The organism is Sphingobium anseongense (genome assembly GCF_037725245.1).
Classification (GTDB): domain Bacteria; phylum Pseudomonadota; class Alphaproteobacteria; order Sphingomonadales; family Sphingomonadaceae; genus Sphingobium.
Map to the genome: position 1 here is coordinate 18,658 of NZ_JBBJUL010000004.1, position 26,689 is coordinate 45,346.

Here is a 26,689-nt window from a genome sequence, read left to right on the forward strand (position 1 = left end):
CATCTAGAAACGGGCCTGCAGTTCCACCCCGAAGGTCCGGGGAGCGTTATAGTAGGTTACGAAGTTGGTACCCGGGCCGGTGGGCGATAGAAAGTCCTGCTGCTGATAGGTCCGGTTAGTCAAATTCTTCGCCCAGACCGCGATTTCGTAATTTCCCCCTAACAGCGGGATCTCGGAAAGAGACAGCCTGCCGTCGATGATCCATGTTCGCGCATTCTTGGTCGGATCGCTGGATGGGACCGCATTCGAAAAGTAGCCGCCGACATTGTTGGCGTCGATATGCAGACGCGGCTTGCCGATCGGGGTTTCGCCTATCTTATAGTCGACCGACCCAGAGTAGGAATGTCGGGGCGTGTACGCAATGCTGAGAAATTGGACCAGATTCGAAAATGGGTTGACGACGGCGCGCTTTTTGAAGTCAGTGAAAACGTAGTTGAGTCCAATCGAAACTGCTCGTGTCGGCGCCAGCGTTATATCGACTTCTGCCCCCTTCACCTTGGTCGATCCAGGCGTATTCAACGTTTCGGTTGCAGACGGGTTTGCGGGATTAGTGAAGTCCACCTGAGCATCTTTCAGATCGCTCGTATATAAAGCGACGTTCAGCCGGGCGCGGCGATCGAAGAGGTCCGCCTTCAGTCCAGCTTCCCATGAGGTCAGTTCCTCTTCCCCGAATTTTCGCAGAATCGCCGACCGTGTGTTGGCGCCGCCAGCACGATAAGCGCGACCATATTTGGCATACGTATTTATGTCGTCGGTAAAATCCCATGCCACCGTAACCATCGGATCAAAGCGTTTCGAGTTGAAGACGAAGCTTAGCGTGTCAATGGGAGCACCAAGCAGGTATGTCAGTCTACCGCTCTTGTGGTCATCCGTGTATCGCCCACCAATTGTGAGATGAAGGCGGTTTTCGAGTGACGAGGGCGACCACGTCATCTGGGCGAATGCCGCTTTTGACTTCGTTCTGGCCTCGGATGCCCGGTCCTGAAGCCGGTTGGGGACCCCACCTACTGTGTTGCTTGTGGTTGCGGGGTTGAGCAGCGTAACGCCCGTACCCGTGGCATTCAGCATCAGGGTCCGGAACGTCGTGGCGGTATCACGGCCGAACTCGTTGAAATAATAGGTGCCGAGGACGAACTTGAGATTACCGACATCGCCGACGAGCTGGAGTTCTTCGCTGAACTGCCGTTGAGAGACATTGGCAAAGCCCAGCCGGCCCTGCGCTGCCCTGTCCCAGCGGCTGAGCCCGCCCGCATCCTGATCCCATTGATCGCCGTTCAGCCTTCGCCATCCTGAAATAGATCGCAGCGTGAGCCCGTCGCTGAAGTGCCATTCCCCCGTCAGGCTATGCCCTTGGGTCCGCGCCGTGCTCGGAAGCAGCGGCGCACCGATCCGGCTGATCGACGCCCGCCCGGCGTCGCGTGCCGCGAACACGGCCGGGATGACGGTTTGTGTCGTCGCATTTATATGCGCATAGCCGCCAGCGGATTTGTCGCGCGACCAATCAAACGCATAAAGCAATGATATGTCCGGTGTGGGCGTGAAGAGTGCAGAGGCTCGAAAGCCGTAGCGTTTGACGTCACCGAAATCGGAATTGATATCCGCGAATGAATAGGGGACTCCTCCGATCTTGTAGTCTGCGGGCACGTCCGCTCGCGTGAGCGGATTTTTTACCCAGCCATCGCGCGCATCATAGACCGCGTCCAGCTTGACGCTTAGATTGGCCACCTCCGGCAGATTGACGTGTGCAGCGAAGCGACGACCGTTTCGATTTCCGATGCTGGCCTTGATTACTCCCCCCCACTCGCCGGTCGGCTTCTTTGAAACGATGCTGATGGCGCCGCCGATCGTGTTCCGTCCGAATAAAGTGCCCTGCGGTCCGCGCAAAATTTCAATGCGCTCAATATCCGCCAGTTCCATACCCAATCCCTGGACCCGGCCCAGATAAACGCCGTCCATATACACGCCCAAGGTTGGATCTCGGGTAATCTGGGTCGCATCGACCGGAACCATGCCTCGCATCCCGATTGACACCGCAGACGACCGGCCAAAAAAGGGCACAATCCGCAGCGAGGGGACGGCTCCCGCGAACAGATCGTTCATCGATCCGACGCCCTTTTGCTCAAGCGCATCAGAGCCGAGCGCCACCATGGAAATAGGCGTATCCTGCAGATTCTCTGCTCGCTTCTGCGCGGTGACGATGATGTCCGCGATGCCTTCCTGATCCGGGTTTGCCGCCGCAACCGGGCGGACCGGATCCTCTTGAGCCAGTACGGTTCGTTGGAAGGTTGCTGCTGCGGCGCTGGCTCGGCTGGGCACGATCGCGATAGCGCCCGAATTGCCCTGATGCTGTTGGAACCCGGAGCCGGCCAGTAAAGCGATCAACCCTGCTTCCCGACTCATAAGTCCAGAGGCGCCCGCACTTCGCCCCTTCGCGACCTCGTCAGGGCGATAGATCAGCTGAATACTGGTCTGCTCGCAGTAAAGGTCGAGCGCTCGTTTTAGGTTGCCTGCGGGAATATTGAATTGCTGCGTTTGGGTATGCTCTTGCCCCTGGGCCTGCGCCTGCGCTTCCGCCTGCGATGATATCGGCAATATCGAGACGCCGCCTAGCATCGCGATCAGGAACTTGTTGCCCATTTGTCCCACCCCTCGATTTTCATATCGCAGTCCTCTTACTGCTCATTCATAGGGACAAACGAGCGGACGAATCCCGGATGTCTCACCGCGCATTAATTTCGATTCTATTCTTCAGGCGCCTGACCTCGAGTCCGTAGGCCTGCTCAAGAAGGTCGGCAAACCCCTCCACATTGTTGATTCTGAACGATCCGCTGATACGCTGATTTTGCGCGCCGAGACCTTCGATCGCCAGCTGTCGAATATTGTAGCGGTTGAACTGCGCCGCCGCCTCGCGCAGGCTGATATTGTCGAATGCCAGCATCGAAAAGCGCCATGACAAGTTCTTTCGGATCTGTGCGAGCCTGTCGGCGCTAACCAGCATCGACTGCCCGTCGGTGGCGGCGATCTCGCCGGCGATGAGCGTTGTCGAGCCTGCGTCTGGCCCTGGCCCAGGCGTGACACGAACTCTTCCCTCCAGGACCGATACCGTGATGTCATTTCCTTGGCGACGAACCGCGAACTTCGTGCCGAGGACGGTCACGCTCCGCGATCCCGCGTGCACGACGAAGAGGCGGCCCTTGTCTTTGGCAACTTCGAAATAGGCCTCGCCTCGTTCGAGCCAGAGCGTGCGTTCGGCACGCGAGTTGGCGATACGCACCTCACTCTCGGTATTAAGTTCAACCTGGCTGCCATCGGCGAGCGCGAGCTTTCCGATCTGGCCAAATTTCGTCATATGCTGGGTATATTTCGGCCGCGGCTCTGGAGCCGTAAGGGCGAGATATCCGGCGACGGACATGGCCATAAGGCTCGCCGCCAGGAGGGTCGGGCGTCGCAGGAATGTCACGGGTCGGCTAAAGGTGATCTGAAAACGCCCCCGCAGCCAATCAGGAAAGCCACTATCTGGCTCTTCCTGTGCGAGCGCCGAGGCCAGGTGACGGTCGACCCGGGCGCCACCGTCCTGAAGTCGCCAGAAGGCGGCCTTGTGCGCCATAGACTGTTCAAGCCATAGGTCAAGTTCGCGCTGATCGGCGTCCGACCAGCCCGGCTCCTGACTGCGCACCAGGAAGAGTGCGGCTTCTTGTTCAAGACTCGAAGGATGGGTCATGAAACTGGTCCATGCTTGATTGTCCGCGCGCGGCTTGGTCGTTGCACTCGTCCGTCGCCGCCATGCATGAAGTCGATCAGGGCGCGCATTCCCAAAGTCATCTGCTTTTCTACCGCGTCGATGCCGATCCCCAGCTGTTGGGAAACCTCTTGCGTGCTGAGCCCCTCCACTTTTCGGAGGCGCAACACTTCGCGACATCTGGGAGGAAGAACGTCGAGACCGGCCTGGACCCGCCTGAGTTCCTCTCGCGCCTCGACGTGGCGGGCCGGGGTCAGCCAGTCTATGTCGGGCACAACCTGCTCCAGTTCGGCCACCAGGTCGATCTTGATGATTTTGGCCCGTCGTGCTCGGTTGATCATGACATTGCGAGCGACTGTGAATATATAAGGGCCAGCTAGGTCGGGCAGTGTGCGATTTGCGCCGAGCAGCACACGTTCGTAGACATCTTGGCGGATATCAAGAAGCTCGTCCGACGAGCGCCAGTGGCGGCTGATAAACCGGGTAAGAACAGGCTCACGCGGCAGCACCTCACGGCAAAACCATGCGTTCAAGGCCGCATTGGTCACCATTCCCTATCCAGACCTCTGATCCACGTCACACTGCTAATGACAGTGCGGAGTGAATTTCCCGTATGTTATATCGCTTTTTCATAAGCTGTCCCTTGCCTTCGTAATGATGGGGTCAGGTGTTCGAGTCACCTAAGCGGCACCACCCTTTCCATAGGTAAATGTCTGAAATCAAAGAATAAATACCTCCAGGCTCAGGCCGGGGGATTGCCTTGTTTGTGTGCTTTTGGGATTGAAGCCGGGGCGTCCCAGTGGGTGGTGCGTGGGGCGGGAGGGGGGGGGCGATCTCCATCTCGTGGCAGATCAAGCTGCATAGCAGTGGGTGGAGGTCGCGGTGCCGGTGATGAAGCGGGACGAATGGCTGAAGTTGTGCCCGACTGAGAAAGTGGGCACCGGATTCAGCGAACGATTGACCGGATCGATAGCCTGCAACGGCGATACAATCGTGAGCGCGGCGCTGGTAGAACCGCAGAGCCCATCCCATTTCTCGAGGCAGGACTAACTGGCGGCGGCGCATATGCTGATAACGGTTAGGCGGCTGCCGACCCTTATACGACGTTCACGCACCGATTTTCCATTCTCAGGTGCAGTCTGTCCGCTTACTCAACGTAGCCATGTAAGGATGTCCGATTTCAGACTGTCCGATTTCAGACTGTCCGGTTTCCGCTGGTGAATGAGCATAGCTGCCTGTCCCCTGACAGACAGCACATCGAGCAATTGAGCAAATAGTCGCCCTCGTGATCCAGCACCATGCGGACTGCCCGCTCACGAACCTCCGGTGCAAACTTGTTCGTCGTCTTGCTCATCGTAGACCCTTCCTCTCAGGAGTTAGGGCCTCCGACAATCCCGGGGCGGTTCAAGATCTGCCTGCGGCGCTGAAACCAGATCACTGGGCCGGTACTGCGACACCCACTTGCCCAACGTCGACTTGCCGATACCCAAATCCGATGCAACCCGGTCGCGCGGCAACCCGCTGGTCAGTGCGATCCGCACCGCCTCCTGCTTGAACTCTTCTGTATGCTTGATCATCTCGTCGGTCTCCTGTTGCGAGCTTTAATCGCTCAGGTGACCGGCGCAAAACCGTTACAAGTCCAGAAAACCCGGGGCGCTTCATTGACGGCCTCCAGTATCTGCCGACCAACATCGGGCGACACCGCGCCGGAAGCGATTGCCGATATGACGGAAGCGGCCCGCTCACTGGCGGATGCGGTGTGGTCAAATTCAAACTGAACCGACTGCGACTGGCTCTTAAGCGCGAGCACAATGCGGGCGAGGATCGGCGAAGCGGACGCTGAGCCTAGCCATCGGATCACCCCGTGCCGCCGCCCCGCGCTATCTTGTCATCGCCCGTATATCGCCATAGAAGGCGGAGCGTGGGTAGCGGTTCTCATCGAACGGCTTTTTGGTGTCGTTAAATATGGCGGAGCTCGATGAGCCTTAATATCGGAACATCCACCCGCTTCGAGTACGTCGCTATCAGATTGCGCTGCAGATAAAATGATCATTGCTACACGCGCAAGAACGGCTGTGCTCTGCTTCTGGAGTGCGAGCGAAGGCGCATGACCGCGCAACCGCCTTTGACAGACCTTGATCGGGCGATCCTCGATGTTTTGACGAGTGATCCTCAAGCCAGCGCCCGTATGGTTGCTGATGCGCTCGACATGCCTTTAACTAAGGTTGTGCCGCGGATGCGGGCTATGGACCGGCGAAAGGTGTCCCGCGTCTTGGCGGTCCTCGATCTTGCGGCCGCTGGCCAGCAGATATGTTTTGTATTGATCGACGTCCGACGTGTTTCCGTTGAATCGGTAGCCGCTCGGATCGCGCCGATCGCTCATGTTATCTTGGTGAGCACACTGTTAGGCGGAACTCATGACCTGCTGGTGATGATCCGCTTCAGAACAGTTGGGGCGCTGCATGACCTCCTGTTCAACCAGATTGGCAAAATCGAAGGCATATACCGTTCAGTCGTGTCGATCGTACTGGATATTGCATTGTTCCGGTCACAATATTTGCGACATGATCCGGGAATCGAGACAACGGATGTCGTGCACGATCTCGCCGAAGAATATTCCGAGGACCAGATTGACGAGGTGGATCGCCAAATTATTGCCGAACTGCTGCTCAACGCTCGCCAGTCGATCAAATCGGTTGCACGCAAGTGTCAGATCAATGCCAGCACAGTGCGTTATCGCATCAGGTCTCTCGAAAGCCGTGGCCTTATGCGGTTCATCACCGTGCTCAATCCCCCTGCGCTTGGTATCGGGGCCTTTGCCTTGGTTGAAATCGAGCCCGAACCAAACCGGCTCCCGGAGGTCATCGCCAGCCTGCGGAACAAAAGCTGGCTGCCCCAGATTTTCGTGACAACGGGATCCGCGCCAATCAAAGGCATCCTGCAGGCCGAGAATGCTCGGGCTATCATGGAAATTAAAAATCAAGAACTAACGCAGATCGAGGGCATCATTCGAGTTGAGATTTCGACATTGGTTGGTACCCGCAAGATGGACCTCCGATGGGGGCAGAAGTACGTCTGATCAAGAATGTGAACGGCAATCGCGGGTACACCGCCTGCGCGCACCCGAAGTTATCCCCAATAATCTCCGAAATCAATATTCAAGTGGAACGTTATATGTATCAATATACTCAGCGAACTGCTTACGAATAATAAGCGGATCAAGCCCCATCTCTTTCATGTCATAGATATGCTTACCGTAATAATCTTTGGGTTGCTGTGCAAGAAACTTCCCAATGCTGCGAGCGTGCACGGGATCGAAACTTTCCCCAAAATGACTATAGGCTGATCCGATCGACTCCGTTGGATTTTTTGCCAGTTGGTTGTAATAGAGATGATAACACCAACCCTTATCCTTTTGAGCTTTGTCGTACGCCATCATCCTGTTCAATGCAGTCCACCACTGCCATGTGAAATGTTCAGCGGCTTTCCGGGGGTCTAGATTTGGGTTTTTGATACACTCGAAGGCTATCGTCATGCTTGTATGCGATGCGATACAGCTGAGCGGGTCGCGATGGTTCCAAATGATGCGGGCATCTGGGTAGGTTTCCATGACGACGTCGATCGCAGCCATATGCGCGGGGGCCTTGAGACCCCAATGCGCTGTCGGGATGGCGTCTTGCCATATCTGCAGCATTTGTTTGTGCAAGCGATAAGCTGGCCGCATATCGCTATCGAATAGCCATTCAATATATTCGGGAACGAGCGAGATATTCTGAAACATGATGCTCTGAAAGCCCATCTGCGTCATGAGCACGCATTCCTGCGGATAAAGCGCATCCCACGGGTGCATCGCTTTCTGCGCGGGTGCCATATGCGCCAGCGCTCTCGCGCATTCGGCGATACGAGGATCGGAATAGCGGGTGACAAGCTGCGTGGGCGGAACCGGATGGTCGACCTCCCAAGTCAAAGGCGAGCGAACCCGTGGATCGAGGTTGAACAGCTGGGAAGTCAGCGACGAGCCGGATCGTGTCAATCCCGTAATGATCCACGGCCGATCAATAATCTCGTTCTGCACCTCTGGATGGGCCTTGTGCCAATCTACGATTTGAAGCCGCCTCGCCAGCGTACTGACAAGAAACTCCGTACCTGTAAAATGGCCCAAGTCGGTAAGGTTGTGGTCTCTCGAATAGGCCTCACACACCTTGTTGAGCCCCTCCAGAAAGCTGGGATCGCCCAAATCTTCCAGCGTGGTGCGTGCCCGTGCCGTGTCGATCAAATTTTCCGCAATGAAGGGCGCACGCATATATCCGCCCGGGAGGGCCTGCTGATAAACCGGGATGTGGTCGATCGCGTCCCGCCAAGTCCATTCTTTTTTCATTTGCAATCCCCTCGGATTTGGCTGTTTTCATGCTATCCCGAGCCGGGCCGGGGGCTATGCCAACAGCCTTATAGCAACGCGCTCGTCTTCAGAGGCGCATGCTTAGTGATTTCCATGATCCCCGGTTCGGCTGCCATTACGTCCGGAATTCGGTTCAGCAAGCTGGAGGCCGATGCAACGCCCGAATTTTCCCGCACGACGCGAATATCCATCCCGGGCATGCCCTTTATGGTCCAGCGCATTTCCTCAACCTCCCCCTCGCGAAAAGCGCGCGCTTCAATCTCGGATCGGGCGGCAACGCCCTCTTCGGTCTCTACGTCGACCAGAAAGCGCGTTCCCCAGGAGATGCCGGCCGGCAGGGTCTTTTCAAGGACAGGGCAAAAATACTCCTCGTCCCATATGACCGGCTCCTGACTTTGGGTAACATTCGCAATGGTATATCCAAGCTTCTGCAGCACGCTGACCGAGGGAATGGCGAACACTCCGCCCCCAACACCAGTGGCGGAATATTTCTCGCTGTACATTTCTGCGGTCAGACCAACGCCCAGGCGATCAAGCCAATACATGCCCTGTCGGGCAATTTCGGTTCGGGTGCGATGGAGCATGGATTCGATTTCGACGCACGGGCCAGCCGCGATGATGCCGCTCCAAATCCGGGTGCTGTCCCATATGCCGCCGCCGCTGAAGGTAACGCAGCGACGCTTCGCCAGCGCATCAATTTTCCCGGCAAGTTCTGGGTTCATCCACCACGGATTATAGGACGCGCTACCATGGCAGAGCACATTGATGCCGGCGCCGAGAAACCGTTCGTAAGCCGGCCAATTTTCCTCAAGCTGGTCACCCGCGGCAATCAGGGCCACGTCAGCATTCAACCCCGAATATTCCCCCGTTTCGCTGTCTTGAACCAACACGCCGAGATCGCGATCAAGCCCAGCCAACCTTCCAATATCCTGGCCTATCTTATCTCCAGAACGATTATAGGCGGCTTCGATTGTCCATCCTTTCTTGGTGGCCAGGCGGACGAGCTCCTGACCAACAAAGCCAATCCCATAAATCACCAGCTTGGGTGAGAAGGAAGATGTTGCGGGCATTCTTTATCCTTTGTCAGTCGAGTGTGCGGACCCGCTTTTGTGACGGAAGCGGCCATTGGGACATTGAAAACCAATTGCACTGGTTGCTCGATGCCCTCTTGGGTGCCGACCAATCCTGCCTGCGAAAAGGTCATGGCACCAAAAACAGGGCCGTCGTTCGCCCCTTCGCCATCGACCATTGCTGCATCGCGCCAGACCCGGCCAAACCACAGCGCTCAGATTCGCGGCACAGAACCAACAAACCTCCCGCCCCAAAATCCACCAGCATCAGTCATGGTTTGCGAGACTGCATTCCTCGGCGGCCACGACGCAACCGCGATCAAAACCGCACTGTGGCATCCATACCGAAGGTTCTTGGAGTACCGTAATTCCCTATTGCCTGCCTGACGGCAGAATTGAAAAAATGAGACACTTTGTAATCCACATTTGCGATGTTTTTGATGTAGCCACGCAAGGTAAATTGCTTGCTTGCGGTCGTGTAAGTCACGAATGCATTCTGAAGACTGTAGGCTTTTTGGATCGCTTGATCGCTCGGGAACTCGCTGAAGTGGACTTTGCCACTGAAATAGGTGTCGCCACGCAGCAGAAACTCTGCGCCGCCACTCATTTCGAAGCTGTATTGCAGCCCGACATTCAGTGAATAGGGCGCAGCGCGGTTCAACCAATTGCCCGAAACATCCGTCTGACGGTCTGCTGCTGGACGCGGATCGAAAGCTCCGCAGGCGCCCGGGAAAGCGGCTTCATTGCAGTTCTGGAAATTGGAGTATTTTGCTGACTGAACCATTCCGGAGGCGTCGAGCTGGAGCCGGTCGGCCAAAAGGGCGCTAAGCGAAAATTCCGCGCCATATATCTCTGCTTTCGCAGCATTCAGCGTGAAAAAGTTGCCGACATCGACAACCTTCTGCACCTGGAGATTCGAGATATTGTAATAATATCCCGCCAAGTTAAATCGGACCCTATTGTCGAACAATTTAGTTTTAATACCGATCTCAGGGCCTTTGATCGATTCCGGATCGAAGCCATTGTAGCAGCTGTTGGCAGTGAACCCGCCAGCTTTGAACCCCTTCGACCACTGGCCATAGAGCATGACGTTATCTTCAACATCATATTGCGCGCCGACCCTGGGCGTCCATGCGTCCCATTCGCGTTTGTTGGTCATAAGCGGGCAGGCGGGAGCGCCGTTAACGATGAGGGATTGGGTCGCCTTTTTCTCGTCCTTGTTATAGCGGATGCCGAATTGAAGGCGCAGTCGATCAGTAACGGAAAACGTATGGTCAGTGAAGGCCGAATAGGATTTCGAAGGCATCTTGCCGTAGGTGTCGAAGGTTGCCGCAAAGCCAGGAACGGAAAAGGGAGTGGATGAATTACTTACAAAGTCATCATGAAAATAAAATAATCCAACTATCGATTTCAATCGTCCGTCGAGTGTTTCCGCGTTGAAATCAAATTCTTGGGTAAATGACTTGCTGTCGATCTTCTGGTCGGTCGGACCGCTAGCGACACCGCTCGTGTCAAGGTCGATCAGCATATGGTCCTTGAATGTCTGATAGCCGGTGATCGACTTCAGGCTCACATTGTCCGTGATAGGCACATTGATCGTCGCGGAAGTCTGCAAATATTTCGACCGTGTGAAGGCCGGCAGTTCGGAATATGTTTTGCGCGGCACAAAAGACTGCTGGCCGAGAAACGCTATAAGGCTCGGAGAATCCGGCGCGGCGAAGGATTCCGCCACGGGCACGGTGCGCGTATCGAGATAGATCGCCTCGAGCGCGACATTGATCCCGTCCTTTGACCCGATATCCACCGCAAGCCGGCCACCTGCGGACCGCCCGGAATCTAGTCGCGATCGCGGCGCGTTGGGATGGAGATTCTTGGTATAACCCTTGTGCTGGTTGTCGTAGATACCCGACACCAAAATCCGGACATCGTCCGAGATCGGGCCGGTAACGCGTCCCTGAATGCCGTAACGGCTATAATTGCCGATGCGGCCGGTCACTTCGCTCTCGAAAGAGTTGGTCGGCCGTTTCAGCACATAATTGACCACGCCTCCGGTGGCGTTGCGTCCATAAAGCGTCCCTTGGGGACCGGAAAGTACTTCGACCCGCTCAAGATCGGCCATGGCCGAATCAACGCTCCGCGAGCGCGGCTGATAGACACCATTGATGTGCGTCGCCACGGACGGATCTTCTGCGCCCGAGGTGAGACCCGTGCTGATACCCCGTAGCGTGATCAGACTCGTGCCATAAAATTCGCCGACCACCAGCGACGGTACTTCGGCCTGCAGGCCGGAAATGCTATCGATCTGGCGAGTTTCGAGCGCATCGCTACCTAATGCAGTGACGGACGCGGGGACTTTTTGAAGATTTTCTGCGCGCTTCTGGGCGGTCACGACGATGTCGGCGAGGCCACCGCTCGCCGATTGATCGGCCTCCGGCGCCTCCTGCGCTAACGCACCCATGCTCCAGCAAAGCGGCACCAAGCTCGCTGCCGTCCCAAGCAAAATTCGGCTGCCGAATTTCATGTTCGTCTGCATTTCTCATCCCCTCCATTGCGCCAATTTGCGCGCGGTCGACTCTTTGTTCGTTCCGCCATCCAAAATAGCAGCATGAGCAGTCTAATCAAGCTATTATTGATTAATGCACTGCCAATCTGCCGAAATTTCCAATTTTGGAGAGGATTTCTGCATTTTTTTGCTCGATTGGCGCTGAGTGTCGTGAACGAAGGACGTCCACAATCCAACTGAAGCGAGAGCGACGAAGCCGAGGAGTTTGGGGTTTTGTCGTATCTGGTGGTGATGCGCCGCCAGTTTTTGAGCTTATTGAAACGGCCTTTGATGAGATTGATGTGTTGGACCCGCTCAACGACCAGCGAGCAGCGCCCGCGGCAGATCCGTGATCCTCGTCCTCGGCGCATGGCGCTGCTACCCCCGGTTCGCTGACGATGAACGGGTCGACGCCGTACCGGGTCGGTAAGAGGCTGTGTCAGAACGCTGACGTAATCGAGGGCAATGGAGTTTTGGTATGGTCCCGAGGAGTTGCGACACCAACCTTGGAAGCCGTCATGTGGAACCCGACCGACCGCGCGCGTCATAGCCTGCACGCTGATCAGGCATTAACGCGGACGCTTCTATATTGATCTGTTTTGGCCTCCCCTCGGAAGATGAGTTCGTCCCTGTTCACTTCTGATTGAGGATCCAGATGACGATACTGTCGGCATCCTCCCGAGTTGCACCCATCCTTTTGGTGGCGGGCATCGGCACATTGCCCAAGAGCCGGCGCTGCCGTTTAAAACTCGATCGACGAGTTTTGCCTTGTCCTTGACGGAATAGCGCTTGGCGATCGCTTTAACCGAAGGGCCAATCTTGCTCGCGTTCAAATCGTGGCACGCAACGCAGCTTTTTTCAGTATACAGACGATTCTGATTGGGTCCCCGCGCGGCCAACACGTAATTCTTAAAGTAAATGCCCGCACCGAATATCAAATAAGCGATCAAGCAAAGGCTGTTAGCGCATAATCTGATATACCTTCGTCCCATAATTTCACCTATGCTAATGCATCGCGATGACAGGCGGATGATATATATATTTCTTTAATTCTGAGATCAATGAACACTTTTATTAAAGATCACTGTTAATAAAGATGCGAATAAATATGCTGGCTGGAAAAGGCTTATACTGCTGGACTTTCCGACTCATTCTCTTGTTCCGATCATGCCCGCGGCGGAGACGGTCGGGCTGTATCACCGCGCCGGTCGCAGACGCATGAGTTCGCCGCTGTCGGTGATGAGATAGATCAACCCGTCCGGACCGACCTGGATATCCCGCATGCGCCCGACGTTGAACAATATAGTCTCCAAAAGAACCACGCGATCCTTAGTGAGTGTCGCCCGCATGAGCGTTCGATATTTGAGCGTGCCGATGAAGGCGCTCCCCGTCCACTTCGGGAACGCGTTGGCGTTATAGAAGCGGATCGCCGACAGTGCAGGCGCCGGCGACCAGTTGTAAACCGGCTGCTCCATCCCGGCTTGCTGCGGCCGGGGTGGGGGACGGACTTGACATCATAGCGATGGCCCCAGGTGATCACCGGCCAGCCATAATTTTTGCCGGGCAGGATCAGGTTGAGTTCGTCCCCTCCCCGCGGCCCGTTCTCCGTTTCCCAAAGCGAACCGGCGTCGTCGAACGCCAGACCTAGCGGCACGCGGTGGCCATAGCTCCAGACATAGGGAAAGGCGCCCTTCCGGGCGACGAACGGGTTGTCCGCAGGCACGGAGCCATCGTCGTTCAGCCGGAGGATCTTGCCTCCCGCCTGGGCGAGGTCCTGAGCCGGCGTCTTATCCTGCTCGGATTCCATGCAATCGTCGTCCAGAACCGAGAACAAGACATGGCCTTTATCGTCAAAGGCGATTTTCGCCGAGCCGGACATGTGGCTTGGTGTCATAAACAGGTTCTGGTTGTCGATCCAGCGGCCCTCCTTGATGCGCCCCCGGCTGAGCGTCACCCGCACTCCGGCGTCGCCCTTCACGCCGGGCTGTTGGAGCCGGGGCGAAGGCGCCGGCTCGGTGAATTTTGGCGCTGCGCCCGGGATAATTGCTCGACAGGATATAGAGTTCGCGCGTGCCGGGCTTGATCGCCATGCTGGTGGTAAAGAGGAATTCGCCATTCTCCCGATCCGGGATCAGAATCTGGCCGATCGGGACGCCCTTGGGATTGAAGACCATGACCCGGCCCTCGCCGGCCAGCGCGGCATAGACGTTGCCATCGGCGTCCACGCGCAGCGAATCCACGGTTGCGCCGACGAAATGGTAGCGCATCGTCGTGCCCACCACGGGCGAAATCTGCGTCGGTGTCATAAGGTCGATGCGATGGAGAAACCCGGTTCCGACTTCGCCGACCCATAATGTCTTGCCGTCGGGGCTGATCGCGATACCGTTGGGCATCGACATGCGGGTCATGATCGGCGTGATCGTCTTCATGTCGGCAGCGACATGGTAGACGCCGCCGGTGCGATCGGCATTATTGCCCTGGAAATCGGTGAAGTAGAAGCCGCCCTCCTTGTCCATGGCAAGGTCATTGGGAATATGGCCCGCCTTGGGATCGACGATGATCTGCTTGTCCGAACCATCCGGCCGGATCGAGAATATCGAGCCGGACTGTGTGCCGCCTATGCCTCCTATGGCTGCGACAATGATGCGGCCATTTTTGTGAAAAGCCAATCCGGCCGAGCCTTCGCCGTTCTTGGGCAGGATCATCTTCAGCTCTTGCTTGGGCGAAATCCGCATGATCCGGCCGCCCTGAACCTCGACGAACAGCAGGTTGCCCTGACCGTCGAAAACAGGCCCTTCGATAAACAGGTTCTCCTCCATCCCGCCGAACGCCGGCATGCTGGTCATGATGCTCGACCATGGCTCGGCGACAATCGTTTGGAGGCCGGCTTCGCTGGGCGGGATCACCGGCGCGCGGCTGGTCGTCTTATAGACCAGAGCAGGGGGGGAGGGCGGGGCTGCCGTCGAAGGGGCCGGTGCGGCCAGGCTCGTGGCAATCGCGCAAGCCGAGATCGTCAGCACGCGGGAGACTTTCAGCACAATATTCTCCTTCATCAGCCTTGGTTCTGGTGTGACTGGGCGACCGGATGGGGGCGAAGAACGGTAGATCATGTCTATCCCTTCGGCAGGGCGCCGGTCGCGACCCGGCTCAATATCACCATGCGCATCGCATCGGCCAATCAAAGGTCGAACTTCTGAACTACCGCAAGACCAGAAAGGTCCTCTTGACCTTCACCGAGCTGATCAACCAGTCCCTGCCGACCTTGGCATAGGTTTCATGATAATAGCCAACGCCGTTGAGATATCTGAACGGTCGGGGCGGGGGCGAATAGGATTCATCCTCGAACGGCCAGATCGCACGCGCTTGGGATGCCGACAGAATGTCGATCATCGGGTTGAACAGTTTGTGCGCGGACGTGTTTTTGTTTTGATCCCAGCCCTTCTTCACGGCATTCGTGATGTTGGTACGGCCGACGACAGGCAAAATCCCGGCTTTGACGGTATAGGATCGAATAAATTCTTCACTCAGATCGCTAACCCCGGTCCATTTCCCGGTGTTGGGATCGCGGGGGTTCAGGTGACCGCTGATATCCCACACAGCATCTTCTGTGAAATTGGCGCCAAAACCTTCCGCGTCCTTGTTGTCGACGCAATATGCGTATCGGGCCTTACGATATTTGATGCCCTCGATGGCAAGCAACTGCTCGGTGTCGGTAACGGGGGAACTGGTCGCCGTTGCCATCGCCGTGCTTGACATGGACGGCAGCATGATGCCCCCTGCTACGCCTGCGATCAAATCACGCCGCGTCGCGCCACCTGAATTGGCTCCATGTTCGGGATCGTTCATCATGCTGTCCTTAATAGAGCCAGTTCCGTGATCGCGTGCCTGCGCCCTGCCTGCAAATGTCTGTTATGACAGGGCCGCACATTGATCATCGCCGCAGATAGGTTCGGCGCGGCTACCTGGCCTGCGCGGGTCGCGCAGGCCAGGGCCACAGGTCACGCGGGGATGATGCGCATCCTCAATATGTTCATCAGAACCTGGTCGACACGCGCAGCATGATTTCGCGACCGCGGCTGGGAACCGCCTGGAGATCGCCATAAATGGCCGGGCCTGTCTCGTTGCCGGGGGCGGTGCCGGTGAAGGGACTGTCGCTGGCCCGGGTCCAATAATATTCATCGGTAAGGTTGCGGCCGATCAGCGCGATTTCCCAGCGGTCATCCTGTTCGGCGAGCCGGACCGTGGCGTCGAACAGCTGATAATTGGGCACCCGCGCAAACGGGTTGGACGCGGCGTCGGTCAGGTAGCTGGCGCTGAACGTCATGCTGGTCGACAGACCAAGTTTCAGGCCGGACGTGACGGGCGTTTCATAATCGAAGCCGACATTCCCCGTCCATTCGGGGGCCCGGACCAGTTGCGTTCCCGCCAGATTCTGGAGAGATCCGTTGACGCCGGCGGGGGCGGGCACCCCCTGTCCCGGCTGGCCCGGCACGGGCACGAACGCGCAGCCGCGCGCCTTGGTCTGGCCCCGGTAGCAACCGGCGAAATAGTCGTTATACTGGCCCTTGTTGTACGCCACCGCGCCGTGAAGAGTCAGTCCTTCGAGCGGCGTGCGATAGGCGAAATCGAACTCGCCGCCTTTGCTTCTGACCTTGCCGACATTCTTGAGTTCCAGCGTCGTGCCTTGGGTGAGGATCGACACCTGCAGACCCCTGATGTCGTAGGTGTAGAGCGCCAGGCCCGCGGTGAGCGCCCCATCCAGCAGGGATGCCTTGGCGCCCGCTTCGAAACCCTTGACCGTCTGCTGATCATAATTGAGCGGCAAGGACACGTTCGATCCGCCCGAGTTGAAGCCGCCCGAAATGAAGCCGTGCTTGTAGGAACCGTAGATGTTCAGGTTTCGGTCGGGATGGTAGGACAGCGTGACTTCAGGCGAGAAGTCGTTCCAGCTGTCTTTCGACCCCTGAGCGAAAATGGGCACCAGGGGCAAGAGAAGCCCGGTTGTGGGATCGACGCCCGTCTGGCTCCGCGCGACCGGCAGCCTCTTCTTCTCATAGGAATAGCGTCCGCCCGCCGACAGCTCGAGCTGATCGGTGATATCCCACTGCATCTGCAGGAAGGCCGAATAGGCGCTGCCCTTCTGCTTGTAGAGATTGTTCACCACCACCAGCGGCACGAGCGGGGCGACCGTCGTGAAATTGGTGCCGTTATAGAATCCCGACACGCCCTGCGAGGCCTTGCTCGTCTGGAAGTGGCCGCCCATCATGAAGTTGAGCGGTCCGTCGAAATCGCTGGTCAGGCGGATTTCTTCCGATAGTTCCGTAAAGCTCAATCGTTGATCGGACGCCAGCATGCGCGCGGGCACATAGGTCGCGGTCACGTTGATGAGGTTACGGTCCTTTTGATGATAGAGGCCGGTCACTGAGGTGAGCGTCAGCTCGTCGCTCGGGCGGTAGTTCATCTCATAGCCGATCAATATCTGCTTCTGGTCGCCCTTCATCTGGTTATCCGTGCCGAACCGCGGGTAACGCCGGCTGAAATTGTCGGTCCGCGCGCCGGTCGACACCTTGTCGTCGGCCCGGCAATTGTCGATCTGGCCCGATTGCGGCGCGCCGCCGGGGCAGGCGACAAGCTGAAGGTTCGACGTGTACCCGTCGCCATGAATCTCGCCATAGGTGAACTTCAGCCGGGCGTCGAAGCTGTCTGTCGGTTCGAACTTCAATGTTCCCCGGACCGCGAATTCCTTTGTCCTGGGCGCAAAGCGATGCCGTGGCGCGGTTATCTCGCTGCGCGGCGTGATGTTCTCGACCCAGCCGCGCATCTTCGACCCATAGGCCGCGACGCGGAAGCCCAGAGTGTCGGTGATCGGGCCGGACACATAGCCTTCGCCGCGCCATTCATGAGCGTTGAATTCGTAGCCGACCGACGCCTTGCCCTGAAGCTCCTGGGTCGGATCGCCCGTGCGGATCGAAATCACGCCGCCGGGGCTGTTCTTGCCATAGAACAGCGCCTGAGGACCTTTGAGAACCTCGACCTGCTGCATGTCCATCTGCGCCAGGCGGCGGATAGTGGAACGTGCCACCTGCACGCCATCGATGTTGAACGACACCGCCTGGTCGGCAAAGGGGTTGGCGTCCGACCCGCTGATACCGCGCAGCACGATGTTGCCGCCCTGGGCATTGCCGCCGTCGCCCGTGACAAGCTGCGGTACGATCCGGGCAAGCCCGTCGATCGAACTGATGCCGCGACGCTGCAGTTCAGCCCCGGTCACCGCCGTGATCGCAACCGGAACGTCGATCAGCGTCTCTTCGCGCTTGCGCGCCGTCACGATGATGTCGCTAGCCGCTGCTTCGGCGGGCGGGGCGGGCATGGCAGGGGCCGCTTCCATCCGCTCGCCGGAAACGGACGACTGTGACTGAAATGCAATGGTGCGCCGCTTGGCGGCTTCCCGGACGATCGCCTGGACACCCGAAGGATCGCGCCTCGCCTCAAAGCCCGTGCCCTTGAGCAACTCGGCCAGCGCAGCTTCCGGGGTGGCGCTGCCGCTGCTTCCGGCGGTGACGGCGCCTGCCAGCTTATCGGGCCGATAGATCATCTGAAGCCCGGTTTGCTGTGCGAGCTGTTTCAGGGCCTGCGCGAGGTCACCGCGTGGGACAGCATAGCCCTGAGCGATGGCCGGCGCGGCATAGGCCAGCAGGCTTCCGCAAATCGTTGCAGCTGCGGCGTGCTTCCAGTTTTTCATGATTCCTCCCCTGATGCGGCTTCTGTATGCCGTCAGAGGATAAGACCATCAGCGGGCAAAAAACCCCTGCTCAACGTTTCAATATTATTTTTCCATCTGCGGTTCGCGATACGCGAACGTCATAAACCTCTATCAGCAACCGGATGAACGCTTCGCGATTGTCGAGCTGAAATCCCCCGCCGATCGGCATTGCGGCCAGCTGATCGTCCGCTACCACCATCGGAATTTGGTTGTAGCGATTGAGTTCCGCCACGGCCTGACCCAGCGTCTTGCCATCCAGCACGATGGCGCCGTTGCGCCAGCGCAGTCCTTGTTCAAGCCGCGACAGCGGTTCGCGCAATACGATGGTGGCCTTGCTGTTTGCCACCGCCGTCGATCCGCCGCGCAGCACCGTCGATCCCAGCGCCGAACTATGGCCGGTATCCTGAAACTGGACCGCCCCTTGAAGCACCGCGACACGCACCAGTTCGCCATCGCGGCGAACCGAAAATTTGGTGCCAAGGACCGATACGTCATGGCCGCCGGCATGAACGACGAAAGGCCGGCTCTTGTCGTGCGCGATCTGGAAATAGGCTTCGCCGCCGCTCACCCAGGCGGAGCGGCGCTCCTCTCCCAGGGCGACACGCAATTTCGTATTCGTGTTGAGATCGATCGTGCTTCCGTCGGGCAGATGCACGGTGCGTCGCTCGCCTATCCGGGTTTCGAACTGCACGATCCGTACCGGGTCGGGCCGCGGCCACATGGCGAAACCCACAAGCACCAGAACGAGCGATGCCGCGACGGCGAACGGCGCGAAGGAACGCCAGATGCGTCTTGCAGGCGGCGCATCCTCGTCCGGGACGTAAAGCGCGCGCAGGCGATCAGTCAGGCGCCACCCTTCCTCCAGCCGCCAATAGGCCACCTTGTGCGAAAGGGATTCTGCCAGCCATGCATCCAGTTCGGCCTGGTCGGTGGGCGACCAGTCGCCTTCGTCGCGACGCACGATGAATCGTGCGGCCCGGTCCTCGGTCATATCGGTTGACATCATGAACCCTCGCGGGGTTTGCCGACGGAGGCCGAAGCGCCCTCGGCATCGGATGGTGCAGCCGTTTCGAGCATGTGGTTGGCGAGCAGGCGAATGCCTCGTGTGATCTGTTGCTCCACAGCATCGATGCCGATGCCAAGATGGTCGGCGATCTCGCGTATCTTCATTCCCTGCACCCTGCGAAGCCGCATCACCTCGCGACAACGGGTCGGCAGACCCTCCAGGCATTCGCGCGCGCGGGCGAGTTCCTGTTTGGCGCTCAAATACCGCTCGGGCGTCAGCCAGTCGGGATGCATGGGCAGACGTTCGATATCGGCCACGGAATCGATGCGCACGATGCGCGCGCGCCTGGCGCGGGTGATGAGCAGGTTGCGCGCTATCGCGAACACATAGGGCGCGGTTCGGTCCGGCAAGCCCCGGCCGGCGCCGCGCAGCGCCTTTTCATACACTTCCTGCCGTAGGTCGGCGATCTCGTCCTTTTGCGAACAATGGCCGCGCAGGAAGGCGGTCAGCGAAGGCTCAAGCGAGAGCACCTCCCGACGAAACCACCCGTTCAACTCGTCATCGCTGAACATTTTTCCTCCGCCCGCACATAGGCCTGTAACCCAAGACGCACGAAAGCCGAAATACCCCTTTCCCCGATCGATGCACGCATTCGAAATTCGCCACCCGTTCGAGGCATAGGGCGGGACATGAACTGCGCCGCCAAAGGGGCGTAACAAGGCGCCTCCGCCTTGCTGACGACAGTCCGCCTTGCCGTTCATCGGCCGGTGCCGGAATATGGGCGCTTTATGTGAAAGGCTTGCCCGTGTTCGGGCTTGCAGCGATGGACGGCATCTTCGTGGTCCCGGTGATGACGCTGCATTTTCGATCACGCCGATGGATATCGGCTGCCGGTCCCGATGACCGCGGGGCTTCTGGCCGTTGCTGCCATATTCTCGGTGCTGCTGATCTTCGCGACACGCAAGCACCGCCAGTTTGGCCAGGTGGTGGCGGTGTCTTGACTCGTTTTGGCCAGGTCGTCACCATTCCCCGGACGATATGTCCAGGCCGCCCGTCAGGCGATGAACTGTTCCGCGGCAATGCGGTCGTCCAGCGTATGTTCGGGATCGAACAGCAGCGTCAGCGGCGTGGCCCGGTCGATCTTCACGTCCACCTGCGCGACGTCGCGCACTTCCCGCTGGTCGCCGACCGCGCTGACCGGTCGCTTGACCGGGTCGAGGACCGTGAAGCGGATCGCGGTGTTTTCCGGCAGGATCGCGCCGCGCCAGCGGCGCGGGCGAAACGGGCTGATCGGTGTCAGCGCGACCAGGCCTGACCCAAGCGGCAGGATCGGTCCCTGTGCCGACAGATTATAGGCGGTCGACCCCGCAGGCGTCGCGACCAGCACGCCGTCGCACACCAGTTCGGGCAGCACGGTGCGGCCATTTACCTGCACTTCCAGCTTGGCGGTCTGGCGGGTTTCGCGCAGCAGCGACACCTCGTTGATGGCGGGGATGGAGAATTGTTCGCCGTCCACCGTGTCCACGGTCATCCGCAGCGGATTGACCTTGAAAGTCTTGGCCGCCTGCAACCGTTGTTCCAGCCGTTCCAGCCGCCATTCGTTCATCAAAAAACCGACCGTGCCAAGGTTCATGCCGAAAATCGGCAGGATGCGATGCGCTTCCAGCATCGCGTGCAGGGTCTGGAGCATGAAGCCGTCGCCGCCCAGGGCGATGACCATTTCCGCCTTGTCGACGGGCACGAAATCATAGGAAGCGCGCAGCCGCTCCTCCGCCGCCTTGGACGCTGGCGTTGGAGACGCGACCAGGGCGCGCCGGACCTCGTCGCTCATCCGCCGGTAACGCTCATATGCCGCGTGGTCGCCGGCTTTCGATGGTCCGGCCCGATCGCGAAGTCGTGGGCCAAAGGCTTGATCGCCAGGGCGCGATCGATCAGCGCATCGAGCGCGTCGACGCCGCCTTGCCGAAATGCGGTCTTCAGATCGACATGATCCTCATGCCCCAGGCACATGAATATCCGGCCTTCGCAGGTCAGCCGCATCCGGTTGCAGTCGGCACAGAAATTCTGCGTCATCGGCGTGATCATGCCCAGTTTCGCGTTCATGCCATCGACCGCGAAATAGCGCGCCGGTCCGCCCGTGCGATGTGGCAGGGGCGTGATCGCATGGGACTGGCGTACCGGAGCGATCGCTTCGTGCATGGGCAGATAATGGTCGGTCCGGTCCTCGCCGGTGTCGCCCAGCGGCATCGTTTCGATCAGGGTCAGGTCGTGGCCTTGTGCATCGCACCAGCGCAGCATCGGCAACACCATGTCCTCGTTGAGGCCCCTCAGCGCAACCATGTTGATCTTCATGCGCAGGCCCGCCCCCTGCGCGGCGGCGATGCCGGCCAGTGTTTTGGCGATGTCGCCCCCGCGGGTGATATGCGCGAACAGCGCAGGGTCGAGCGTGTCCAGGCTGACGTTGATTCGCCGCACGCCGGCATCGAACAGGGTTTCGGCCTGTTCCGCCAGCCGCGTGCCGTTGGTGGTGAGCGTGAGTTCGTCGAGCGCGCCGCTGCGCAGATGCCGCCCGATCCGCCGTACCAGATCGCCGATGTCGCGCCGGACCAGTGGTTCGCCCCCGGTCAGCCGGATCTTGCGGACGCCACGGGCAATGAACCGATCGGCGATGATCGCAATTTCGTCGAGCGTCAGTATCTCGTCGCGGGGAAGAAACGTCATCCGCTCCGCCATGCAGTAGCGGCAGCGCAGATCGCAGCGATCGGTCACCGAAATGCGCAGATATTCGATCCGCCGACCAAAGCCGTCAGTCAAATGTGCGGAGGAAAGAGCGGCCACGGCCATAGCGTGTAGGTAGGCGATGCATCCAGACTGCGCAAGCAGGGGTCATCTTTATCGCTTTGGGAAGACGGCGGTAACCAGGTCATGCTATCGCGTCGCGACGAACGGGTTGGGGAGCCAATAAGTGTGAGCAGGAAGGAGCGGGCAGGGCAGAGCCATCATAGCCTTTTCCTGCTGTCGCCCGATGATCGGGACGGGCTGACCCATGTCGTGCGCGACCTGGGATGGCAGGCGATAGCGGCGCGTCGGCCGGCGGGTGTCGCGCAACGGTATCTGGCGAGCGACGCGCTGATCGCGCTGGTCGATCTGCGCGGGGGCGTCGATCCGCTGTCGCTGGTCAATGCGCTGGCCCCGGCGGTCGCGGCCAGCGGTGGCGCGTTGATCATCCTGGTGGAACCCGAACGGCTCAAGGACGTGCCGGTGCTGATGCAGATCGGCGCGACTCATTTCCTGGCCGCGTCCCCGACGCCCGAGGCGGTGGAGGCTGTGCTCGCCGCCGCGCAGGTGATGACCGATCGTCTGGGCGGCGGGGCGCGGGAAGCGCGGCTGACGCACCGCATCCGGCGCGGCGATTCGCTGTTCTGGCAACATGATCGCGGGCGGGGGCTGGTGCATCTGAGCGATGCGCTGCGCCGTCATCTGAATATTCCCGATCATGCGCTGCCGCCGCTGGCGCTGTTGCGGCAGGTGCCTCGGGCGGATCGGCAGGCGGTGGTGACGGCGCTGCGCACGATGGTGCGATCGGGCCGGCTGGCGAGTTTCGCCCATGGCGCGCCCGGAAGGCCGGACGACCGGCTGGTGCATCATCTGCGCCTGAGCGACGGCGCGGTCATCGGCGATGTCGAATGGCTGTCCGATGGTCATGATAGAGAGGCGGGGGCGCGCGACTATCTGACCGGGCTGCTGACCCGGCAGGGCGCGATCGCATGGATCGAACGGCATCTGGACCAGCCGGTGACGCTGCTGTCGATCGCGATCAGTCAGTTCGACCGGATGAACGCCGCCTATGGCCAGGTCGCGGGCGACGCTTTGCTGGGGCGAATCGCGCGCCGGATCGAACGGATGGTGGACGATGTGACGGGGCCGGGGCCGATCGTCGCGCGCGTCGCCGGCACGGAATATCTGGTCGGATTGACAGGCGAAGCGGCGGCCAGCGAACGCGCGGTGTTCCTGGCCCGGCGGCTGATGGGGGCGATCAGCAGGCCGTTCAACGCCGGCGACCATCTGATCCGGCTCACCGCGCGGTGCGGCATCGCGCAGTCGCGCGCGGGGGACGATGCATCCCAATTGATGCGTCGGGCCGGCACCGCACTGGCCGACGCCAAGCAGGCAGGGGGTGAGGGCATCCGCATCCTGTCGTCCGAAAAGCGCAGCCGGCAGGTCGATGCCGACCAGTTGGAAACCGACCTGCGCCTGGCGCTCGACCGTGGCGAAATCGGCATCGTGTTCCAGCCGCAATATCCGGTCGATCAGCAACGCATCATCGGCGTGGAGGCGCTGGCGCGCTGGAACCACCCGAAATATGGCGCGCTGGGGGCGGGCATATTGTTCGCCGCGGCCGAGCGTTCGGATTATATGCTGCCCTTGTCCGCGCATATTCACGGGGAAGCCCTGCGCCAGGCGGCGGCGTGGCCGGCGGCGCTGTCGACCCTTCGCCTGTCGATAAACGTCACGGCGTCCGATATCGCCCAGCCCGACTTCATGACCGCCCTGCTCGACACGATCGACACGAGCGGCTTTCCGCGCGCGCGCGTCACCGTGGAAATCACCGAAAGCGGATTGATCGAGGATGTCGATGCCGCCGCCGCGCTGCTGACGGCGCTGCGGACCGAAGGACTGGCGGTGGCGATAGACGATTTCGGCACCGGCTATTCCAGCCTTGCCTATCTCAAGAGCCTGCCGCTCGACTATCTGAAGATCGACAGCGGCCTGGCGCAGGACATTGCCGGGTCCGCGCGGGACCGCATCATCGTGCGCGGCGTCATCCACATGGCCAAGTCGCTGGGGCTGCGCGTGATCGCCGAAGGGGTGGAGACCGAACAGCAACTCGACCTGCTGGCGCGCGAAGGGTGCGATTATTTTCAGGGTTTCCTGCGCTCGCCGGCCATCGCTTCGCCGGATCTCGTCCGCCTGATCGCCGGCTAGGACCATCCGATCCGATCGTTTGGGGGCGATGCCTAATTGAAGCCGCCAAAGCCGGATAAGATGACGCCTTCGCCCCTTGCATAGTTGCGCTGTTCGATCCCGCCTGATACCGGCGCGCCGGTAATTCGCGCCATCACGGGAAGGGTCGCAGCCAGCATGTCCGAGTCCATCAATCGTATCGTCCTCGCCTTTTCAGGAGGGCTGGACACCAGCGTGATCCTCAAATGGCTGCAACAAACCTATGCGTGCGAAGTGGTGACCTTCACCGCCGATCTGGGGCAGGGCGAGGAGCTGGAGCCGGCCCGCGCCAAGGCGCGGCTGATGGGCGTCAGGGAAGAACATATCTTCATCGACGACCTGCGCGAAGAATTCGTGCGCGACTATGTGTTCCCGATGATGCGCTCCAATGCGCTCTATGAAGGCCTCTATCTGCTGGGCACCTCGATCGCCCGTCCGCTGATCGCCAAGCGCCAGATCGAGATCGCGAAAATGGTCGGGGCCGACGCGGTCAGCCACGGCGCGACCGGCAAGGGCAACGACCAGGTCCGCTTCGAACTGGGCTATTACGCCCTGTCGCCCGACATCAAGGTGATCGCGCCCTGGCGCGAATGGGACCTCACGAGCCGCACGCGGCTGATCGAATTCGCGGAAAAGAACCAGATCCCGATCGCCAAGGACAAGCGTGGCGAAAGCCCCTTTTCGACCGACGCGAACATGCTCCACACATCGTCCGAGGGCAAGGTGCTGGAAGATCCGTGGGAGGAAGTGCCCGACTATGTCTATTCGCGCACCGTCAACCCGGAGGATGCGCCCGACACGCCCGAATATATCACCATCGATTTCGAGCGCGGCGACGGCGTGGCCATCAACGGCGTGGGCATGACCCCCGCGACCCTGCTTGAAACATTGAACGAATATGGCCGCAAGCACGGCATCGGCCGTCTCGACCTGGTTGAAAATCGGTTCGTCGGCATGAAGTCGCGCGGCATGTACGAAACGCCGGGCGGCACCATCTATCACCTCGCCCATCGCGGTATCGAGCAACTGACGCTTGATCGCGGCGCGGCGCATCTGAAAGACGAACTGGCCCCGCGCTATGCCGAGTTGATCTACAACGGCTTCTGGTTCAGCCCGGAGCGCGAGATGCTTCAGGCAGCCATTGACCATAGCCAGGAAAAGGTGACCGGCACGGTGCGCCTCAAGCTCTACAAGGGCGGCGTCCATGTCGTCGGCCGCAAGTCGCCCTATTCGCTCTACAGTGAAAAGGTCGTGACCTTCGAGGACGATGCCGGCGCCTATGACCAGCGCGACGCTGCGGGCTTCATCAAACTGAACGCGCTGCGCCTGCGCCTGCTGGGACGGCGCGATGGCTAGGGCAGGGCGGTCCGCACGCTGATGGATGTATCGGCCGGCTTCGTCATCGCGGCGGTCGTGGCGACGATCATCGTGGGCCTGACCAAGGGCGGGCTGGTCGGCGTCGGCGCGCTGGCGATGCCGGTGTTCGCGCTGGGCGCGCCGCCCATGCAGGCCGCCGCGATCCTGCTGCCTATCCTGATGGTGCAGGACCTGATCGGTGTCTGGGCGTTTCGGCGCAGCTGGAACCGGCATATTGTCGCGGTCATGCTGCCCGGATGCCTGATCGGCGTGGCGTGCGGCTGGCTGTTTGCCGAACTGGTTTCGGTGGACATGATCATGGCGGTGGTCGGCGGCATCGCCATGGTCTTTGGCCTGTGGCGGCTGTGGGTGGAGCGGGGAGGGCGGATCGTCGCCGCATCGGATTCGCCCGGCTGGGTCGGAACGCTGTTCGGCGTTGCGACCGGCTTCACCAGCCAGATCGCCCATGCCGGCGGTCCGCCCTTCCAGATGTGGGTCATCCCCCGGAAGCTGCCGCATATCGAATTTGCCGGCACGACAGCGGTGCTGTTCACCATCGTAAATTGGGCGAAGGTTCCGGCCTATATGGCGCTGGGCCAATTTTCCCGCCACAATCTCGTCATCGCCGCCTGGCTGATGCCGCTGGCGGTCGCGTCGACCTTTGCCGGGGTGTGGCTGGTGCGGCGGATCAGCGGCCGGCTTTTCTATGTCATGGTCAATATCCTGCTGGTGCTGCTGGGGGCCAAGCTGCTGGCGGATGCGATCGGCTGATCCATCTTCACCGCTTGCTTACCAATATTTTGTAGGGGT

Annotated in this window: 19 protein-coding genes and 3 pseudogenes; 5 read left to right on the forward strand and 17 right to left on the reverse strand. The window is 59.7% G+C overall.

The features are described from left to right. Positions 1 to 3: 3 nt before the first annotated feature. The 4 genes and pseudogenes from WG908_RS06465 to WG908_RS06480 all read right to left on the reverse strand — a co-directional run. A complete protein-coding gene (locus WG908_RS06465; RefSeq protein ID WP_340185762.1) occupies positions 4 to 2,637 on the reverse strand; it encodes a TonB-dependent receptor in 2,634 nt (877 codons plus the stop codon). A gap of 82 nt (positions 2,638 to 2,719) precedes the next feature. After that, complete coding sequence (locus tag WG908_RS06470; RefSeq protein ID WP_340185763.1) at positions 2,720 to 3,721, reverse strand: FecR family protein; 1,002 nt, start codon at positions 3,719 to 3,721, stop codon at positions 2,720 to 2,722. Beyond that, entirely contained in the window at positions 3,718 to 4,290 is a 573-nt protein-coding gene (locus WG908_RS06475; RefSeq protein ID WP_340185764.1) for an RNA polymerase sigma factor, read from the reverse strand. Before WG908_RS06475 ends, WG908_RS06470 begins: the two co-directional genes overlap by 4 nt. A 902-nt stretch (positions 4,291 to 5,192) precedes the next feature. Further along, a pseudogene (locus WG908_RS06480) lies at positions 5,193 to 5,316 on the reverse strand (transposase); the annotation flags it as partial. A 530-nt stretch (positions 5,317 to 5,846) separates the two neighbouring features. On the opposite strand from WG908_RS06480, the gene WG908_RS06485 reads away from it, so the two are divergent. Continuing rightward, positions 5,847 to 6,818, forward strand: a complete 972-nt coding sequence (locus WG908_RS06485) for an Lrp/AsnC family transcriptional regulator (protein ID WP_340185765.1) — start codon at positions 5,847 to 5,849, stop codon at positions 6,816 to 6,818. Positions 6,819 to 6,890: 72 nt separating this feature from the next. Here WG908_RS06485 and WG908_RS06490 read toward each other — a convergent pair whose 3' ends face one another. Next, positions 6,891 to 8,117: a sulfotransferase family protein gene (locus WG908_RS06490; RefSeq protein ID WP_340185766.1), complete on the reverse strand. Its 1,227-nt coding sequence runs from the start codon at positions 8,115 to 8,117 to the stop codon at positions 6,891 to 6,893. Between the two features lie 68 nt (positions 8,118 to 8,185). Then, positions 8,186 to 9,208, reverse strand: a complete 1,023-nt coding sequence (locus tag WG908_RS06495; protein ID WP_340185767.1) for a hypothetical protein — start codon at positions 9,206 to 9,208, stop codon at positions 8,186 to 8,188. A 50-nt stretch (positions 9,209 to 9,258) separates the two neighbouring features. Here WG908_RS06495 and WG908_RS06500 point away from each other — a divergent pair. Further along, a pseudogene (locus WG908_RS06500) lies at positions 9,259 to 9,477 on the forward strand (ISAs1 family transposase); the annotation flags it as partial. A gap of 50 nt (positions 9,478 to 9,527) precedes the next feature. Here WG908_RS06500 and WG908_RS06505 read toward each other — a convergent pair. The 10 genes and pseudogenes from WG908_RS06505 to moaA form a co-directional block, all read right to left on the reverse strand. Further along, entirely contained in the window at positions 9,528 to 11,741 is a 2,214-nt protein-coding gene (locus tag WG908_RS06505) for a TonB-dependent receptor (RefSeq protein ID WP_340185768.1), read from the reverse strand. Positions 11,742 to 12,334: 593 nt separating this feature from the next. Next, the gene (locus WG908_RS16540) at positions 12,335 to 12,742 is read right to left on the reverse strand and encodes a c-type cytochrome (RefSeq protein WP_445326673.1); all 408 of its coding nucleotides are present in this window, start codon (positions 12,740 to 12,742) and stop codon (positions 12,335 to 12,337) included. Between the two features lie 204 nt (positions 12,743 to 12,946). Continuing rightward, a pseudogene (locus WG908_RS16545) lies at positions 12,947 to 13,710 on the reverse strand (PQQ-dependent sugar dehydrogenase). Then, positions 13,601 to 14,788 (reverse strand): SMP-30/gluconolactonase/LRE family protein, encoded by a 1,188-nt coding sequence (locus WG908_RS06515; RefSeq protein WP_340185769.1) that lies wholly within the window; start codon positions 14,786 to 14,788, stop codon positions 13,601 to 13,603. Before WG908_RS06515 ends, WG908_RS16545 begins: the two are co-directional and overlap by 110 nt. Before the next feature lie 160 nt (positions 14,789 to 14,948). After that, entirely contained in the window at positions 14,949 to 15,596 is a 648-nt protein-coding gene (locus WG908_RS06520; protein WP_340185770.1) for a nuclear transport factor 2 family protein, read from the reverse strand. 187 nt (positions 15,597 to 15,783) lie between these two features. Further along, positions 15,784 to 18,492, reverse strand: coding sequence for a TonB-dependent receptor (locus WG908_RS06525; protein WP_340185771.1), 2,709 nt, complete (start codon positions 18,490 to 18,492; stop codon positions 15,784 to 15,786). 70 nt (positions 18,493 to 18,562) lie between these two features. Beyond that, positions 18,563 to 19,519 (reverse strand): FecR family protein, encoded by a 957-nt coding sequence (locus WG908_RS06530; protein ID WP_340185772.1) that lies wholly within the window; start codon positions 19,517 to 19,519, stop codon positions 18,563 to 18,565. Further along, positions 19,516 to 20,091 carry an RNA polymerase sigma factor gene (locus tag WG908_RS06535; RefSeq protein ID WP_340185773.1) on the reverse strand — a complete coding sequence of 192 codons (576 nt, stop codon included), beginning with the start codon at positions 20,089 to 20,091 and terminating at the stop codon, positions 19,516 to 19,518. The genes WG908_RS06530 and WG908_RS06535 overlap by 4 nt, the downstream gene beginning before the upstream one ends. Positions 20,092 to 20,573: 482 nt before the next feature. After that, entirely contained in the window at positions 20,574 to 21,350 is a 777-nt protein-coding gene (locus WG908_RS06540; RefSeq protein ID WP_340185774.1) for an NAD kinase, read from the reverse strand. Beyond that, positions 21,347 to 22,363, reverse strand: coding sequence for a GTP 3',8-cyclase MoaA (gene moaA, locus WG908_RS06545; RefSeq protein WP_340185775.1), 1,017 nt, complete (start codon positions 22,361 to 22,363; stop codon positions 21,347 to 21,349). Before moaA ends, WG908_RS06540 begins: the two co-directional genes overlap by 4 nt. Positions 22,364 to 22,444: 81 nt before the next feature. On the opposite strand from moaA, the gene WG908_RS06550 reads away from it, so the two are divergent. Beyond that, entirely contained in the window at positions 22,445 to 24,505 is a 2,061-nt protein-coding gene (locus WG908_RS06550) for a putative bifunctional diguanylate cyclase/phosphodiesterase (protein WP_445326674.1), read from the forward strand. Between the two features lie 32 nt (positions 24,506 to 24,537). On the opposite strand, the gene WG908_RS06555 is transcribed toward WG908_RS06550, so the two are convergent. Then, the gene (locus tag WG908_RS06555; RefSeq protein WP_340185777.1) at positions 24,538 to 24,663 is read right to left on the reverse strand and encodes a hypothetical protein; all 126 of its coding nucleotides are present in this window, start codon (positions 24,661 to 24,663) and stop codon (positions 24,538 to 24,540) included. Between WG908_RS06555 and WG908_RS06560 the strand changes: the two genes are divergently transcribed. Next, complete coding sequence (locus tag WG908_RS06560; protein WP_340185778.1) at positions 24,662 to 25,879, forward strand: argininosuccinate synthase; 1,218 nt, start codon at positions 24,662 to 24,664, stop codon at positions 25,877 to 25,879. The two genes, WG908_RS06555 and WG908_RS06560, sit on opposite strands and share 2 nt — an antisense overlap. A gap of 21 nt (positions 25,880 to 25,900) precedes the next feature. Next, positions 25,901 to 26,650: a sulfite exporter TauE/SafE family protein gene (locus WG908_RS06565; RefSeq protein ID WP_340185779.1), complete on the forward strand. Its 750-nt coding sequence runs from the start codon at positions 25,901 to 25,903 to the stop codon at positions 26,648 to 26,650. Positions 26,651 to 26,689 lie beyond the last annotated feature (39 nt).